At 38.2% G+C, this 16,311-nt stretch carries 18 protein-coding genes and 1 riboswitch; of the genes, 16 read left to right on the forward strand and 2 right to left on the reverse strand.

The window, feature by feature from the left end:
• Positions 1–117: 117 nt before the first annotated feature.
• The 13 genes from MHH51_RS03865 (at position 118) to MHH51_RS03925 (ending at position 11,766) form a co-directional block, all read left to right on the forward strand.
• Positions 118–636, forward strand: coding sequence for a GNAT family N-acetyltransferase (locus MHH51_RS03865; protein ID WP_147210727.1), 519 nt, complete (start codon positions 118–120; stop codon positions 634–636).
• Between the two features lie 259 nt (positions 637–895).
• On the forward strand, positions 896–1,642 hold the full coding sequence (locus tag MHH51_RS03870; protein ID WP_339284581.1) for a class I SAM-dependent methyltransferase: 747 nt from the start codon (positions 896–898) through the stop codon (positions 1,640–1,642).
• 348 nt (positions 1,643–1,990) lie between these two features.
• A riboswitch (SAM riboswitch) is annotated at positions 1,991–2,094 on the forward strand.
• Between the two features lie 192 nt (positions 2,095–2,286).
• A complete protein-coding gene (locus tag MHH51_RS03875) occupies positions 2,287–2,442 on the forward strand; it encodes a YezD family protein (RefSeq protein ID WP_246145154.1) in 156 nt (51 codons plus the stop codon).
• A gap of 195 nt (positions 2,443–2,637) precedes the next feature.
• A complete protein-coding gene (gene ssuE, locus MHH51_RS03880; RefSeq protein ID WP_147210729.1) occupies positions 2,638–3,186 on the forward strand; it encodes an NADPH-dependent FMN reductase in 549 nt (182 codons plus the stop codon).
• A gap of 55 nt (positions 3,187–3,241) precedes the next feature.
• On the forward strand, positions 3,242–4,570 hold the full coding sequence (locus tag MHH51_RS03885; RefSeq protein WP_147210730.1) for an O-acetylhomoserine aminocarboxypropyltransferase/cysteine synthase family protein: 1,329 nt from the start codon (positions 3,242–3,244) through the stop codon (positions 4,568–4,570).
• A 16-nt stretch (positions 4,571–4,586) separates the two neighbouring features.
• A complete protein-coding gene (locus MHH51_RS03890) occupies positions 4,587–4,949 on the forward strand; it encodes a hypothetical protein (RefSeq protein ID WP_147210731.1) in 363 nt (120 codons plus the stop codon).
• Between the two features lie 27 nt (positions 4,950–4,976).
• Positions 4,977–5,756 carry an ATP-binding cassette domain-containing protein gene (locus MHH51_RS03895; protein ID WP_147210732.1) on the forward strand — a complete coding sequence of 260 codons (780 nt, stop codon included), beginning with the start codon at positions 4,977–4,979 and terminating at the stop codon, positions 5,754–5,756.
• Positions 5,757–5,812: 56 nt separating this feature from the next.
• Positions 5,813–6,937 (forward strand): LLM class flavin-dependent oxidoreductase, encoded by a 1,125-nt coding sequence (locus tag MHH51_RS03900; RefSeq protein ID WP_147210733.1) that lies wholly within the window; start codon positions 5,813–5,815, stop codon positions 6,935–6,937.
• Between the two features lie 17 nt (positions 6,938–6,954).
• A complete protein-coding gene (locus tag MHH51_RS03905) occupies positions 6,955–7,917 on the forward strand; it encodes an aliphatic sulfonate ABC transporter substrate-binding protein (protein ID WP_339284586.1) in 963 nt (320 codons plus the stop codon).
• A 38-nt stretch (positions 7,918–7,955) separates the two neighbouring features.
• Positions 7,956–8,744 (forward strand): ABC transporter permease subunit, encoded by a 789-nt coding sequence (locus tag MHH51_RS03910; RefSeq protein WP_147210734.1) that lies wholly within the window; start codon positions 7,956–7,958, stop codon positions 8,742–8,744.
• A gap of 18 nt (positions 8,745–8,762) precedes the next feature.
• Positions 8,763–10,091, forward strand: a complete 1,329-nt coding sequence (locus tag MHH51_RS03915; protein WP_339284588.1) for an LLM class flavin-dependent oxidoreductase — start codon at positions 8,763–8,765, stop codon at positions 10,089–10,091.
• 211 nt (positions 10,092–10,302) lie between these two features.
• Positions 10,303–11,193, forward strand: coding sequence for a cupin domain-containing protein (locus MHH51_RS03920; protein WP_339284590.1), 891 nt, complete (start codon positions 10,303–10,305; stop codon positions 11,191–11,193).
• Positions 11,194–11,397: 204 nt separating this feature from the next.
• Entirely contained in the window at positions 11,398–11,766 is a 369-nt protein-coding gene (locus MHH51_RS03925; RefSeq protein ID WP_147210736.1) for a hypothetical protein, read from the forward strand.
• A gap of 63 nt (positions 11,767–11,829) precedes the next feature.
• Here the strand turns inward: MHH51_RS03925 and MHH51_RS03930 are convergent, their stop codons facing one another.
• Positions 11,830–12,768 (reverse strand): AEC family transporter, encoded by a 939-nt coding sequence (locus MHH51_RS03930; RefSeq protein WP_339284592.1) that lies wholly within the window; start codon positions 12,766–12,768, stop codon positions 11,830–11,832.
• Between the two features lie 116 nt (positions 12,769–12,884).
• Between MHH51_RS03930 and MHH51_RS03935 the strand changes: the two genes are divergently transcribed.
• On the forward strand, positions 12,885–13,337 hold the full coding sequence (locus MHH51_RS03935) for a GNAT family N-acetyltransferase (protein ID WP_147210738.1): 453 nt from the start codon (positions 12,885–12,887) through the stop codon (positions 13,335–13,337).
• Between the two features lie 50 nt (positions 13,338–13,387).
• Here the strand turns inward: MHH51_RS03935 and MHH51_RS03940 are convergent, their stop codons facing one another.
• Positions 13,388–14,701 carry a SidA/IucD/PvdA family monooxygenase gene (locus MHH51_RS03940; RefSeq protein ID WP_339284594.1) on the reverse strand — a complete coding sequence of 438 codons (1,314 nt, stop codon included), beginning with the start codon at positions 14,699–14,701 and terminating at the stop codon, positions 13,388–13,390.
• A gap of 249 nt (positions 14,702–14,950) precedes the next feature.
• Between MHH51_RS03940 and MHH51_RS03945 the strand changes: the two genes are divergently transcribed.
• Together MHH51_RS03945 and MHH51_RS03950 are read left to right on the forward strand one after the other, a co-directional pair.
• Positions 14,951–15,289 (forward strand): hypothetical protein, encoded by a 339-nt coding sequence (locus MHH51_RS03945; RefSeq protein ID WP_339284596.1) that lies wholly within the window; start codon positions 14,951–14,953, stop codon positions 15,287–15,289.
• 121 nt (positions 15,290–15,410) lie between these two features.
• Positions 15,411–16,172, forward strand: a complete 762-nt coding sequence (locus MHH51_RS03950; protein ID WP_339284598.1) for a MerR family transcriptional regulator — start codon at positions 15,411–15,413, stop codon at positions 16,170–16,172.
• Positions 16,173–16,311 lie beyond the last annotated feature (139 nt).

Here is a 16,311-nt window from a genome sequence, read left to right on the forward strand (position 1 = left end):
AGATTAATGAGAAATAAACAAAAAAATTAGAATAGAAATATTAAATTTTTATATGAAAAGAAGGAATTTCTTAATTTTATGTCGAATATATAGCAAAGGATATAAGGAGGTAGATTTATGTCAGAAAAAGTTGGATCAATTAACCAAGACTTGGATGTGTATGTTGCGCAAAAAGAAGATATGAAGTCCATACTCCGGCTGTTAAAGGGTGTCACCACATGGTTAAAGAAAAGCCGTTTAAAACAGTGGGAGTTCCTTGATCAGGACGAGGAAGATCCAGAAGTAAGACAGTCTATTGAAGACGGGTCTACCTTTGTTGTGAAAGAAGGAGACAATATTATTGCTACATTTACATTAAACGAAATGCAGACTCCTTGGGATAAGAATATTTGGGGGCAATCCAGTGAGGATGCATTTTATATGCATCGCCTGTCAGTAGATCATGATCATATTGGACGGGGGCTCGGAAAACCGATTGTCGAATGGATGGAAGCTTATACAAAAACGCAGGGAATGCGCCGGATTCGTTTAGACTGTGTGGAAAGCAATAAAAAACTTAATCAAATTTATAGGGGTTTTGGCTATGATTATAAAGGAACCAATCATGACCATTGCAGGTATGAAAAAATTTTATAATTTGTGATAGCTGCTCTTTATCCTCTATATAATCATCTTCAGTGATTCGATTTAAATTATCTTCAAAAGGATTTTTTCAAGATATTAATTCTGACGGTATACCTTATCATATTTTAAATTTGAATAAGGTTGCTGTCAGGAACTACATAGTTTTGCCAATAACAAGCATGTTTTCAATAGATATGCTTTTTTATGTTTTAAAGGGTCTATTTGAACATGAATTTAGAGTAGCACTATATGTTGGAGAGGAAGTAAAGCAATGAAACAAAATAAATACGATGATAATCATTTTTTTCAAGCATACTCAGAAATGGACCGGTCTAAGAAAGGGCTGGAAGCAGCCGGAGAGTGGCATATATTAAAAGAAATGCTGCCAGACTTCAAAGGGAAAAATGTTTTAGATTTAGGCTGCGGATTTGGCTGGCACAGCCGCTATGCCAGAGAACAGGGAGCAGAATCTGTAATAGGAACTGATATATCTGAACGAATGCTCACACATGCAAAAGAACTGACCAATGATCCCGGTATTACGTATCTGCATCAGGCTATCGAGGATGTGGATTTCCTTGAAGAATCTATGGATATTGTTATCAGTTCACTCGCGCTTCATTATATCGAATCATTTGATAGTGTTTGTGAAAAGGTATATGCGATTTTAAAGCCGGGTGGAAGCTTTGTCTTTTCTGTAGAGCATCCTATTTTTACCGCAAGAAAAGAACAGGACTGGATTTATGATAAAACGGGTAAGGAGCCTTTACATTGGCCAGTGGATAATTACCAGATAGAAGGGAAACGGGAAGCGTCCTTTTTAAATGAAACGGTGACAAAGTATCATCGTACTGTGTCTACATTTATGAATGGTTTATCGCAGGCTGGATTTGAGATCTTGCGAGTGGAAGAATCCGTGCCTTCTGAGGAGATGCTTAAGAAGATACCTGAAATGAAGCATGAATTGCGCCGGCCGATGTTTTTAATGATTGCAGCAGAGAAAAAGGAGAAAAGCTAGAAAGCACTTTTGGCTTTTACTTAATGGAAAATGACAGTAAAGAAGTTACGGTGAGGCTCTTTTGGAAAAGTTATTTTAAATCTATTAAATAATAATGAAAGACTGGTCTACTATAGGTCAATGCTTAGAATAATATCTTAGCATTGGCCTATTTTAATGCAGGGGAAATTAAATTAATCTTTAAGCAAGGACTTTTCTATCTATAAAGTGGGGAAGATATTGGTGCACTTCCTTAGCTGCACTGCAGGCAGCCATAACATTAAAAATTTCAAAAGTTTAAAAATAAGGATTGACATTCCCAAAAATAGTATGTAAACTAATAAACACAATTAAACCACTCGGAATAATATCTTATCTAGAGAGGCGGAGGGACTGGCCCGAAGAAGCCTCGGCAACAGACTTACGCAAGTACTGTGCCAATTCCTGCAAGTGTTTAGCTTGATAGATAAGAAGAGTAAGTGAACCATATTGTTTCAACCCTTTTCTTATTTAGAGGTGGGATTTTTGTTTTTTTAATTGCTGATTGGGCTACCAAAGGCATGTGTGTTTGAGCTCATGATTTGAGAGATTTCGCAATGTGGAAAACAGAAGTTTAATGAATTTATTTATTTTTCATGACATTTCTTAAATAGGGGGGAGCTGGCTTGGGAAAGATTGATGATGTAAAATTGAACCATATTTTAAAAGCATTGAAAGAACTGGAATATGGTTCAGTAGTTATTACCGTGCATGACGGAAAAATTACGCAAATAGATACGACCGAGAAGAAGCGTTTTTCCTTAGTGAAAAATCATTCTTAAAAAATTAATATTATGTATGCCCATTAGACAACTAAAGGCATCTTCCATTTTGATAATATATGTTATCGGATGAAAGATGCCTTTTTATTTTTATAAAACTGTTTAAGGGTGTTCCTGTAAAAGTACCATGAAGTTCAGGTTTCTAAAATTATACTAAATACGAATATACAAAAATGAATGGAAAGGATGAAATAGATGAGTGAGATTGTCGTACTATCAGGAAGTCCCTCTGAAGTATCCCGTTCAAATGCAGTTTTAAGGTATATCGGATCCACACTTGAGGAAAAGGGTTTTTCAGTAACACATATATCTGTCAGAGATGTACCCCAGGACGTATTATTTAATGGGGAATTTAACAGTCTTGTTATTCAAAGAATAACTTCTCTTATCAAAGAAGCAAAAGGAGTTATCGTTGGAACACCTGTTTATAAATCTTCTTATTCCGGGATTTTAAAGGCTTTAGTAGACTTATTGCCGCAGGATGTATTGGAGGATAAGACGGTCTTGCCATTAATGACAGGAGGGAGCTCCTCTCACTTACTGGCGATGGAATATACATTAAAACCGTTGCTGGCTTCTTTAAAGGGAATGAATTTAAAAGGTGTGTATTTTGTTGATAGTCAGATTGATAAAAGAAATACTGCTAATCCTATTGTACACACAAATGCGCTGGAGCGATTAACGAAGCAGGTAGAGTATTTTACAAAATCAATTAGTAAAAAACAGATGAAAATCTTACTATAAAAATATTTTTAAAAATTATGAATTATAGGATGTGTAAACAGAAAGGAGAAGAGCAATGAGTTTTGAAGAGCAAGATACACCGAATTTTAATACAGTTGCACAGCATGGAGGCCAGGAATCAGATTCATTAACGCATGCAAGGGCAGTGCCGATTTACCAGACAACATCTTATGAGTTTGAAAGTCCGGATCATGCTGCTTCTCTTTTTCAGATGCAGAAAGAAGGATATATCTATTCTCGTAACGCGAATCCAACCAATCGTGTTTTAGAAAAAAGATTAGCCGGTTTAGAAGGCGGGGTTGATGCCTTTGCTGTTTCTTCCGGACAATCCGCCATCACAATAGCTTTATTAACACTTGCCAAAGCAGGGGAGGAGATTGTAACAACAAATGCATTATACGGTGGAACATATAATCTTTTCTCAGAAACATTTTCACGCTTTGGAGTAAAGGCTCGTTTTGTAGATGGCACAGATATTGAGGAAGTAAGAGGTGCAATAAATGAAAAGACAAAAGCTGTTTTTACAGAGTCAATCGGTAATCCGGGCTTACAGATTGCTGATATAAAAGCACTTAGCAAGGCTGCTCATGACCATGGCATTCCACTAGTTGTTGATGCCACTTTCACTACGCCATACTTACAAAAGCCAATCGATTACGGAGCAGATATTGTCATTCATTCTGTCACGAAATTTATTGGCGGAAACGGAACAGCGATTGGCGGAATTATAATTGATGCCGGAAGCTTTGATTGGGGTAATGGAAACTTCCCTGAATTTACAACTCCAAACAGAGCTTTAAATAATCAATCGTATGTTGAACTGCCCAGCGCAAGTCCGTTTATTGCGAAGGCCCGCTTTGAACTCGGGCATAACCTTGGGACGGCGTTATCCCCTTTTCATGGCTGGTTATTTATTCAGGGATTACAGTCATTATCTGTTCGAATGAGACAGCATGTTGAAAATGCTCAGGAGGTTGCTGAATATTTAGCGAATCATCATCTCATTGCATGGGTGAATTATCCAACGTTAGAAGGGGATTCACAGTATGAACTTGCGAAAATCTATTTGCCAAAAGGGGCAGGATCTATTTTTACATTTGGAGTAATAGGTGGATATGAATCTGCGAAAATCTTTATCAACTCTGTGAAATTACTTTCTCATGTGGCGAACGTTGGTGATTCCAAAACACTTGTAATTCATCCGGCGAGTACAACACATGCAAGGTTATCACCTGAAGAAAAGCTCACAGCAGGAGTTGAAGAAGAACAAATTCGATTATCAATAGGGCTGGAAGATGTTGAGGATATCAAAGCGGATATCGACCAAGCATTACAGAAAAGCGTTGAAGCCAGTTTCGTAGAGGAAGTAAATCCATTTAATTAAACAAGGAGAGGAAAACATGCTTATTGCTGTTGTACTAAACGAAATAAAATTAATTGTACCCATTGTTGAAGGGGAAACGATCCGTATCTTTGACTCTGAGAAAAGCACATATAAAGATTTTGAAAATCCGGCAATTCATCTAAAAGAAGGAAGACGAGGGGCAGCTTTAAAATTTGCTGAAGAAAAAGGTGCAACAGCATTTGTCTCGCCTCCACAAACATTCTGTGAATTATCCTATGAGAAGGCGAAACATGATGGAATCCGATTTTTTCAATTGGAGCAAACCATTTCATATGAACAATTTGTAAAAAAGCTTACATCTAATCAATTGGGCAGTCAAACAGAATTACCGGAAAATGAGATTGCTCCAAGCTTTTAATAAGAGGGATACAAAGGAGGAAACGCAGTGGCTCAAAATGCAGGTGTTGAGTTACACATTAATCAACTGGAGAAATCATACGGTCACTTAGCGGTTTTACGAAAGATTGATTTAAATATCAAGTCTGGTGAATTTGTGGCCATTGTTGGAAAGAGCGGATGCGGCAAAAGTACATTGCTTAGACATATTTCTGGGCTTGAAAAGGCAACTGCGGGAGGAATTAAACAGAACCAGCATGCATTAAAAGGGTTAAATGACCAGGCACGTATCATGTTTCAGGATGCAAGATTACTGCCATGGCTGTCGGTTCTGGAAAATACAGGTGTAGGATTAGGGTTAGAAAAAGGCTGGAAGAATCGCGCATACTGGGCTCTACAGCAGGTTGGCCTGGAGCAAAGAGCACAGGATTGGCCGGCTATTTTATCAGGCGGACAAAAACAACGCATTGCTCTGGCGAGAGCGTTGGCATCAAATCCGAAGTTAATGCTTTTAGATGAACCATTAGGGGCACTCGATGCGCTGACAAGAATGGAAATGCAGTCGCTTATAGAAGACCTTTGGCTGGAGCAGCAATTTACGGCAATTCTTGTTACCCATGATATGAATGAAGCCATTACACTTGCAGATCGCGTTATTTTAATTGAGGAGGGCGCGGTAAAGCTGGATTTACTTGTGGATTTACAGCGGCCAAGAAATCGATTAAATCCGGCTTTTGCGGAATTGGAAGAAGAATTACTGGCGAATGTTCTTGGAAAAGAACGACTTCATCAGTATGAACCCAGATTAAGAAAAGTGGAGAGTAAGTAACTGTATTAGTAAGGAACAGGGCTACGTCCCTTAAAAATACAATTGGAGGGTTTAAAATGGTTGAATTTATCACAATGGCGCCTACTTCCGGTGATGGGGAATACGTAGGAGCGGTAAACAACAATTCATCACGGAGAAAAGTTGATGCATGGTCAGGAACGGATGAAGCTGCAGAACGGCAGCCGACATTTGAATATATTAGAGATATTGCTCAGGCGGCAGAGAAAGGCGGTTTTTCAACACTGTTATTGCCTACTGGAGGCTCCTGCTTAGATTCCTTAGCTGTTGCTGCAAACCTTATTGGACAAACGAATCGTTTGAAATTTCTTTTTGCAATCCGTCCGGGATCAATACAGCCAACCATATTTGCCAAGCAATTTGCAACGGTTGATTATTGGTCAGGAGGAAGAGCTTTGGTCAATGTAGTAACTGGAGGATCACCGACAGATTTAGCGGCAGATGGGGACTTTCTGGATCATGGAACTAGATATAAGAGAACCCGTGAATATATTCAAATACTAAAACGGCTATTTACGGAGGAACATTTTGATCATGATGGTGAATTTTATCAACTGAAGGGAGCATCCTTATTTCCAAGACCTAAAGAAATACCGAAAATATACTTTGGTGGTGCCTCAAATGTAGGAAAAGATGTGGCAGCAGCCGAATCGGATGTTTATATGCTTTGGGGAGAAACATTGGAAAATACCAAAGAACGAATTGAAGAAATGAAAAAACGTACTGCAGATTATAATCGTGAATTAAACTATAGTGTTTCATTTCAAGTTGTGCTGGGAGAGACAGAAGATGAAGCTTTTAATAATGCAGAAAAACTTCTGAGCAAAACAGAAGAAAATCTGCTGAATGAAAAAAATGCTGCCACGGCAAAGGGTGAATCCATTGGTGTGAAAAGACTTCATCAATTAATGGAGGATGGAAGGGAAAATAACTTTAAAATTGGTCCCAATTTATGGGCTGGATTAACCCAAGTATTATCGGGGAACTCCATTGCGCTTGTCGGCACCCCTGATCAGGTAGCAGAACGAATTGTAGAATATGCTGATTTAGGGTTTGATAAAGTGTTGTTACGAGGTTTTCCGCATTTGGAAACCATTCAGGAAATTGGAGAAAACGTTATTCCTAAAGTCCATGAAATTATTTCGTCCAGGCAGACTGTGTAAAGAAAGGGGAAAATCTATTGAATCATCATAAGAATAGACACATACTTGTTTTATTTTTAATAATCATGCTTTCACTCATTCTTGCAGCGTGCAGCAGTTCAGCCTCTGGAGCAAATGGTGAGATTAATATCGGCTACCAAAAAGGGGGGCCGACATTAACCTTAAAAAATAGCGGAGAATTTCAAGAGGAGCTGGAGGAGTTAGGCTATACGGTTACCTGGTCGGAATTTAATACGGGAAGCTCTATTTTGGAAGCATTAAACGCAGGAAGTATTGATTTAGCAAATGCAGGAGATATTCCGTCTATTTTTGCCCTCGATAAAGGGAGTGACTTTCAGTATATTGCCAGCGAGCCGTCTGCTCCAGAAACAGAAGGGATATTAGTCAGTGAAGATTCTTCCATTCAATCATTGGAGGATTTAAAAGGGAAAAGGGTTGCGTATAACAATGCTTCCATTGCCCAATACCTGTTAATCAAGCTCTTGGATTCAGCAAATTTATCCATTGATGATATTGAAACAGTTAATCTAAATCCTCCTGATGCCAGTCTGGCATTTGAAAAAGGTGAGGTGGATGCCTGGGTCGTCTGGGACCCGTATTTCGCAGATGCTGAGGCTAGAGGAAACAAAATCCTGCATACGGCAGAAGACGTTGTCCCATACAGATCCTTTTATTTTGCGACATCAGAATTAATTGATAAGGATCCGGAAGTAGTTGAATTATATGTTAAACATTTAGCGAAAGTTGGTAAGGAGATTAATGAAGACCCATCTGAAGCATCAAAATTGCTGGAAGGGGAGACACAAATTCCCGCGGCTACATGGGAAACGGTATTAAATAAAAAAGAGTCAGATGCTCAATTTATGGATGATCAGGCAATAGTGGATTTAGAAATCGAAGCAGCAGATTTATTGGATATCGGTTTAATTGAAAATGAAATCGACTTTTCTGATTATATTTGGAATCCAGACAGTGAATAGAATGCCAATAAATAAGGCTAAATTTAGTATATAAGGAAGTGAAACAGTTGAAAGAGACATCCAGCAATATTTATAACCGTTTAGCTCCGTGGATCATCCCTATACTTCTTTTAGCGGGATGGCAGCTATTTGCAATGAATGAATCTATTTCGGGGAACATTCTGCCGCCACCGCTGGAAGTGGTTCAAACAGGTATCTCTATGGCTGTTAGCGGAGATCTCTGGACACATATCTATATCAGCTTCAGTCGGGCTATTATAGGCTTTGTCATTGGTGGAGGGTTAGGCATCATCATTGGTATGTTAAATGGAGTTTATCCGTTTGCAGAAAAGCATTTGGATACAACCGTCCAAATGCTTCGTAATATTCCACATTTAGCTTTGATTCCGCTGATTATATTATGGTTTGGTGTCGGAGAAGAATCCAAAATTGTTTTAGTAGCCATCGGTGTATTTTTTCCTGTTTATATCAACACGTACCATGGAATTAGGTCAGTGGATAAAGGACTGATTGAAATGGGAAAAGTGTATCGATTATCGAGATGGCAGCTATTTTTCAAAATTATTTTACCTGGAGCACTTTCCTCTATATTGGTAGGTATTCGATATGCACTTGGAACCATGTGGGTGACATTAATCGTTGCGGAAACCATCGCAGCTTCATCCGGTATCGGCTATATGTCAAATAACGCCCGTGAATTTATGCAGCTTGATATTGTTGTTTTAGCAATACTTTTATATGCGATTTTGGGAAAGGTGGCAGATTCTTTAGCAAAACTATTAGAGAGCAGATTGCTTAAATGGAATCCGGTTTATCAAAAGAATTAATAAGGGGAGCTGAAAAAAATGTCTAAGAAGCAAATAAACTTAGGTGTCTTCCTGATGGGGACGGGGCACCATATGGCTTCATGGAGGCATCCTGAAGTGCCTGCTGATGGCTTTGAGGATTTTAAATATTATCAGGAAATTGCGGAAATAGCAGAAAAGGGAAAACTGGATATGCTTTTTTTAAGTGATGGATTGTCTTTTAACCGCTTATCACATCCGGCGGAAATCGTCCGGTTTGATCCACTTACGCTGCTCCCGGCTCTAGCTGCAGTCACATCCCAAATAGGGCTTGCTGCAACAGCATCTACGACCTATAATGAACCGTTCCATATTGCCAGAAAATTTTCTTCTATGGATCACTTAAGTAAAGGAAGATCAGCGTGGAATGTGGTAACGTCCTATTACGAGCATGAGGCGAATAACTTTACCAAAGAGAAGCATTTAGCGCATGATCTTCGTTATGAACGTGCGGATGAATTTGTAGAAGTGGTGAAGGGATTATGGGATAGCTGGGAATCAGATGCTTTTATCCGGGATAAAGATGCCGGGGTTTATTTTGATTCAGATAAATTGCATGCATTGAATCATGAAGGAAAGCATTTTTATGTAAAGGGACCATTGAACTCCTCGCGCTCCCCGCAGGGTCGCCCTGTGATTGTTCAGGCTGGCTCATCAGAAGCAGGTACAACACTGGCGGCAAAAACTGCCGATGTAATTTTTACTGCTCAGCAGACATTGGAGGATGCTCAGAGTTTTTATCAAAAAGTGAAAAGAAAGATTGTTGAATCCGGCAGAAATCCGGATGAAGTGAAAATAATGCCTGGCGTCTCCCCCTTCATTGGTAAAACAGAAGCAGAGGCAAGAGAGAAATATAAGCAATTACAGGATTTGATTGTACCTGAAGTCGGACTTGATTTTTTATCTGATTATCTTGGGGGAATGGATTTCTCTAATTATTCACTGGATGACCGGCTTCCTGCAGATATTCCAAAAACTAACGGAAACCAGAGTCGAAGAGAATTAATTATAGACTTGGCCAGAAGAGAAGATTTAACAATCAGACAGCTCTATAAACGGGTTGCCGGCTCAAGGGGACATTGGACAATTTTCGGTACTCCGGAACAAATCGCCGATCAGCTGGAGGAGTGGATTATAAAGGAAGGAGCAGACGGCTTTAATTTAATGTTTCAAACCTTGCCAGGGGGCTTAACGGAGTTTATAGATGAAGTTATTCCAGTGCTTCAGCAACGCGGATTATTTAGAGAGAAATACAATGGTGTTACATTGCGGGGGCATTTAGGTTTATCGATACCAGAATCTAGGTATGCTGAGGTTAAGGTGAAATAATCTGAAAGAGAAAGGTTTAGAAATATCTAAGTGCTTATAATAGGACGTACTGTATAAATAATATTTAAACAGAATAAAAAAGGAATGAGAAGATATTTGCAGATGTCTTCTTTTTTCTTGATGTCTTGATTATTCAATTTTTCTGGGTTCCATTTTTAATTTATAGTCATATGCTGATAAGAGATTAAGGAAAGGAAGGTAACAAACCAAAATGTATTATAATCCTTTGTATCAGCAGCAAATGAATCGAATGAATCCAAATTTAAATCAGGGAAATGCCTATGATGAACAGGCAGCTAATATGGTAGAGGAGACTTTACAGCGTGAAGCTTCGTTAATTCCTATGTATTTTCAAGTGCTGGACCAATTCAGGCAGGGAGCCTCCGGACAGGGAATCATGTATGCAGTGCAATCTAAAAATCAAATAGCAGCAGGCCTGGAGCAGGTTTATCAATATTTCACCGGACAACAGATAGATACACGACAGTCAGAGTATAAGCAAGCAGAAAATGGAAGTATTGAATCTGTTTATGAACATGCTCTGCAGGGCTATGAAGAAAATTATCGTAAAAGTGAACAAATAAATGAACCTCACTCCCGGCAGTTGCTTTATCAGCTTGCAATGACAGATTATCAAATTGCGAATTATTTAGCAGGGTATTTAGAACCTCATCAGGACGCCCAAATATATTCCCGGGTTACTGATTATGGTGGAAATCCGTTCATTATTGATATTGAAAATGCTGCAGAGGCAAATACAAATTACCGTACTGCTTTGTGGACAGGAGAGCATCTGCAGGTTACATTGATGAGTATCCCGGTGGGAAGTGATATTGGTTTAGAGGTACACCCGGATACAGACCAATTTTTACGCATTGAAGAAGGAGAAGGAACTGTACAAATGGGGAACCGGCAAGATAATCTGACCATTCAGCAGCATGTGGAAGAAGACAGTGCTATTATGGTTCCAGCTGGTATCTGGCATAATATAACAAATACAGGAGATGAAGCTTTAAAGCTGTATACAATTTATGCACCTCCTCATCATCCCTTTGGGACGGTTGAGCGTACGAAAGAAGAAGCGATGCAAAAAGAAGGCTAAGAGTTATATTTTGTGCAGATAAGTAATCACTGCAGCAGTTTGTTTTCTTTTCACATAACAGGAAGCTGTTCTTTGAGCTGGGCGGCTTTCTGTTTCTTGATAAAACGAAAAATCAGTTCAAATGTACCTGTTCTGCCAGCCCTTTCTGTGTTACCATACTTTGATATATTCTAGCTGAATAAAAATGATGGAAGGGGTACATAGATGGAGGTTCATGTTAACAGAAATACAGGTCCACTTGGTGGATTGTCCAGTATAAAGGTCAATGTTAATGGAGAAGCACAAGGGAAGCTGAAAAATAATGATGTATTTATTGCAGCTGCTCCTGAAGATACAGCTGAGATAACAGTTAATCAGAGCTTTTTCTACAGCAACTCTTTGACTGTTAACGACGGAGATCAGGTTGAAGTGACTCTAAATAAAAAATACTCCCCGCTTTTTGTGGTTGGTTTGTTAGGTATTATACTCGGTGGATTGACAAAAGCCATATTGTTTCACGCTGTTGGATTAATTTGTTTATTAATTGTTCTTACCATTGGTGCGAAAAATTGGTTTATCATTAAGAAACGATAGAATAAAAGCAGGCGCACATAAGTGAAATATGCGTCTGCTTTTATTACATTATTAGTCTATGACTTAGCCAATCCAAAAAGTAGACAGCCAGGCGATAAAAGGAATCGTCCCTAATGCAAGCAGGGTGGAAAATACAGATGTAACAACTGCATCTTGTTCTTTATCCGTATAACGGGAAAATAAAACAGCGGAGAGCATAAAGGTAGGCATACAGGTAAGAATCACCAATATATGCTTCAACATGGTCTCTATAGGCATAAAAGAAAGAATAATCATTACTATCACTGGAAGAATAAGTAATTTCCACACTAGTGGCATCCACAATTCACGGAAAAATAAAGGCTGCTTACTTCGGAAAAGGTCTGGCAGACTAAAACCGACATAAAGCATAGCCATCGGAGCAGCCAATGCGGAGAGCATGCTAGCTAAATCTTTCATTAAAACGGAAGCATCCCAGCCGCTGAATGCAAAAATCAGTCCAAAGCTGATAGCAATTAAAGGCATGTTTATAAGTGCTTTTAAATGTCTCCATTCAAAGCGGTCTTCACTTTGCAAAAGATAGATTCCCAGAGAGAAAACTACTACATCCAGCCCTGCATCAAAAATAGCGGCAAGCAAACCACCGATGGGGCCGAAGATAGCAGCACATAATGGAATGCCGATAAATCCAGAATTCCCTATAGCAGCAAGTAAAGCAAGCTGTTTTGATTTTGTTATAGAGAAGCCAATGATTTTTCCGAATAAAAAACAAATACCAACAGCTGAAATATTAAAACTGACACTGAAGATAAACATCAGAACAACTTGATGTAACACATCATCTGTTAACTCAGTATTGAACACACCATTTAAAATAATAAATGGAACGGCAACATTAATAATAACGCTCATAAACAGCTGTTTTGCTTCATATGTAATTGTATTTTTCAGGGCGACCAACGCACCGGTGAATAAAATAAACCCCATCATAATGACTGTTAGGGCGACAGTAATAACATCCATTTTAAACTCCTTTGAAGTTGAAAAAGTTGGTATACTATATTCAATATATAATTCCTAATGTTAGAAGAATTACAGTAAAGAAACAAGTCTATTTAATAAAAAAAGGAGCAGAAAATATGATTCGTCAGTTGCTTGCAGAAGAAACATTGCCTATGAATCTGTTATTACTCGCAGATCCATCAGAAAGATTAGTCCGTGATTATACTTCAAGAGGAACCTGCCATGTACTGGAGAAGGAAGAAAAGATTATCGGAGTATATGTCCTTCTGCCGACAAGACCGGATACAGTGGAGCTCGTAAATATTGCTGTTGATGAAGGTTATCAGGGACAAGGCTGGGGAAAACAGTTGGTATTACACGCTATTCAGGAGGCGAAGAAGCAAAATTACCGTACGATAGAAATTGGAACAGGTAATTCAGGAGTTACTCAGCTGGCACTGTATCAAAAATGCGGTTTTCGGATGGTTTCCATTGATCGTGACTTCTTTTTGCGTCATTATGATGAACCGATCTTTGAAAACGGAATACAGGTTGTAGATATGGTACGGTTGGAAATGGATTTGATGTAGAGAAAAGATGCTAAATGTGTATGAAACACATCTGGCATCTTTTTTTGTAATTATGATTTTTTCATTTCAAATTGCTGGAAGACTGCCTGATTTGGTATGGTATAGATTTCCTTGCCAGCAATGGAATTAATAATTTTTTGATTGCGTAATACTGACAATCCAAGGTTTGTGGCACTGGATCCATGAGAATGCTCAATATTTGTTAAGATATAAATCTGATTCTCGCGGGAGTCTTTAAAAACAAGCCGATAATCTGCTGTCACGCGGAATCTTTTTTCATCCTCCCATTCTATTTTCTCATGAAAATTATTCAGCCATTCTGGGAGATGCGGTTTATACCCGGTTGCAAGAATAACTTTGTCTGCAGGATAAGTAAATTTTTCTCCTTTTTGCCATTGCTTACATTGCAGGCTGTAGCTTTCTCTGTTTGAATTAGTCCTCGCTTCAATTGCATTTACCGCAGTATTGGTCTGGATAGTGATCTGGTCCAAAGGAGACTCAATGGAGCGGTTATAGAGCAGCTCATAAATTTTTTCCAGCAGCTTAGGATCTATCCCATTTCGGATAGTGCTTAAATTTTCAAGCGATTCCATCCGGTCTTCCATTGCCAGATTGTGAAAGTAATCAACATACTCGGGAGAAAATACTTCTCTGCCCAGTCCGGTATCCTCCTTCTGGAAAATCCCGCTGGAACGCGTAAACCAAGTTAAAGCATAGCCACGTTCTTTTTGATCCTTTAATAAATCATAAAATACCTCTGATGCACTTTGTCCTGAGCCAACGACAGTAATGGAGCTTCCTTGCTTTAAAGTATCCTGAAAATAAGTATAGCGGCTGGTGTGCGTAATATCCTCCTCTGGAAATCCTTGTAACGCTTCTGGAATGTTTGGGATGCTGCCTGTTCCTAAAATAATATGTTTCCCATAATATATTTCTTCACTGCCATCCTCTATGGAATGAACAGTAACTGCATAACAGGATTTACCCGATACCTCTTTCACATCTGTTACACATTGTCCAAACAGGCAATTATTTAATTTTGAAGCAACCCATTTACAATAAGCATTGTATTCCTCTCTGGGAATGGTGAAGCGGTTAAAAAAGAAAAAGGAATACATCCGATTATGCTTGTGAAGATAATTTAAATAAGAAAAACGATTTGTAGGATCTGCAAATGTTACAAGGTCTGCGATAAATGGTGTTTGCAGGTCCATGCCTTCTAACAGCATTCCCGGATGCCAATCAAAAGAAGCCTCCTGCTCAAAAAATAAAATTTCTGATTCCTGCAAATCATTTGTTAAAGCAGCAAGACTTAAATTAAAAGGGCCGATTCCAATACCGATAGCATCATATATTTTGTTCATTTTCGTTCCTCCGCCTGTGTTGGTAGTATGAATTGTTTACTGCATTTTTTAGTACGTAAATAATAAAGATTTGTGGAGCTTTATTTTGACAGAAGTTTTGTTAAAGAAAATAAGTATAGTATCTTTTTCCCTATCCCCGGGAAAATAAACGCCAGGCTTTCTCAGCAAATTCTCATTTTTCTCTAAGGACATTATAAGAAGCAGTCATGTAAACTGGTAATTGTTAATATATCAAGGAGGTTTTTACCAATGAAGACAATTTTACTATCGACAGCAGCAGGAGCATTATTACTAACAGGAATCTATGCCAACACAGGAGAAGCAGAAGAACTTACAGAAGATAATGAAGTAATGGCTTTTGAAGAAGAAACAGGAGAAAGTACACAGAAAGAAATGGAAGTTATTCAAAATCAAATTCCATCAGGAAATGATTCTGTTCAAGTTGTGGAGGATAATCCGCATAAACGAATTTTATTTATTGGTGATGAAGCTAACCAGAAAAAATACAAAACGATTTTTATTAAAGATACGAATCGTTTAAAGATTATTGATTTAAATGGTGGACAAATTTTTAATGGTATTATTTAAAATAAGGTAAGATAAACCCATCTTAGACTAATTTAAGATGGGTTTTATTATAAATTAAAAAAATCCTTGACCTTTACGCTGCGTAAATCTCTATATTAGGAATTGAAGGGAGGTAAAAGGAATGAAATATTCCATCAAACAAGTAGCTGATATGTCGGGTATCAGTACACGTACACTCCGGTATTATGACCAAATTGATTTATTAAAGCCTGCAGGGCTTTCCGATTCAGGATACCGTCTATATGAAGAGAAGGAATTAAATCGGCTGCAGCAAATTCTTCTCTATCGTTCTTTAGGAATGAAGCTGGAGCAGATTCATTCAGTACTGGATGATCCTGATTTTCATACGCTCACTGCATTAGAAGAGCATCAGCGAAAGCTCGAAGCAGAGAAAGAAAAGTTAAATCAATTGTTAGCCACTGTGAGAAAAACAATTCAATATACAAAGGGAGAGATTATAATGACAGCGGAAGAAAAATTTGAAGGATTTAAGAAAGAACGTCTGGAAGAGAACGAAAGACTGTATGGGGAAGAAATCAGAGAAAAATATGGTAAGGAAACAGTTGGAAAATCGAATGAAAAATTTATGAATCTTAGCGAAGCAGATTTTCAGGAAATGCAGAGAATAGAAGATGAATTATTTACGAAACTGGAGAAATTAACAAAGACAAAGAATTTAGACACACCAGAAGCAAAAGAAGTGTATGAGCTTCATAAAAAATGGCTGATGTATTCATGGCCAAATTATTCCGCAGAAGCGCATAAAGACTTGGTACAAATGTATTTAACGGATGAAAGATTTGCGAAATATTATAATGACCGTGCAGGAAGGGAAATTGTTTCTCTCTTACATGATGCAGTTATTAAATACGCTGAGGATTAATTACGATAAAACGGGAGGTAAAGGTGCTTCCCGTTTTTTATTCTTAATTGTTTGACATTCTGTTTCTTTTGATTATAATAATTAGTAATTATTAAATTACAAATTACTAATTATGGAATTCGGTGGAGGTGAAAAACAC

The sequence above is a fragment of the Oceanobacillus sp. FSL K6-3682 genome (assembly GCF_037976165.1).
In the GTDB taxonomy this organism is placed as follows: domain Bacteria; phylum Bacillota; class Bacilli; order Bacillales; family Amphibacillaceae; genus Oceanobacillus; species Oceanobacillus sojae.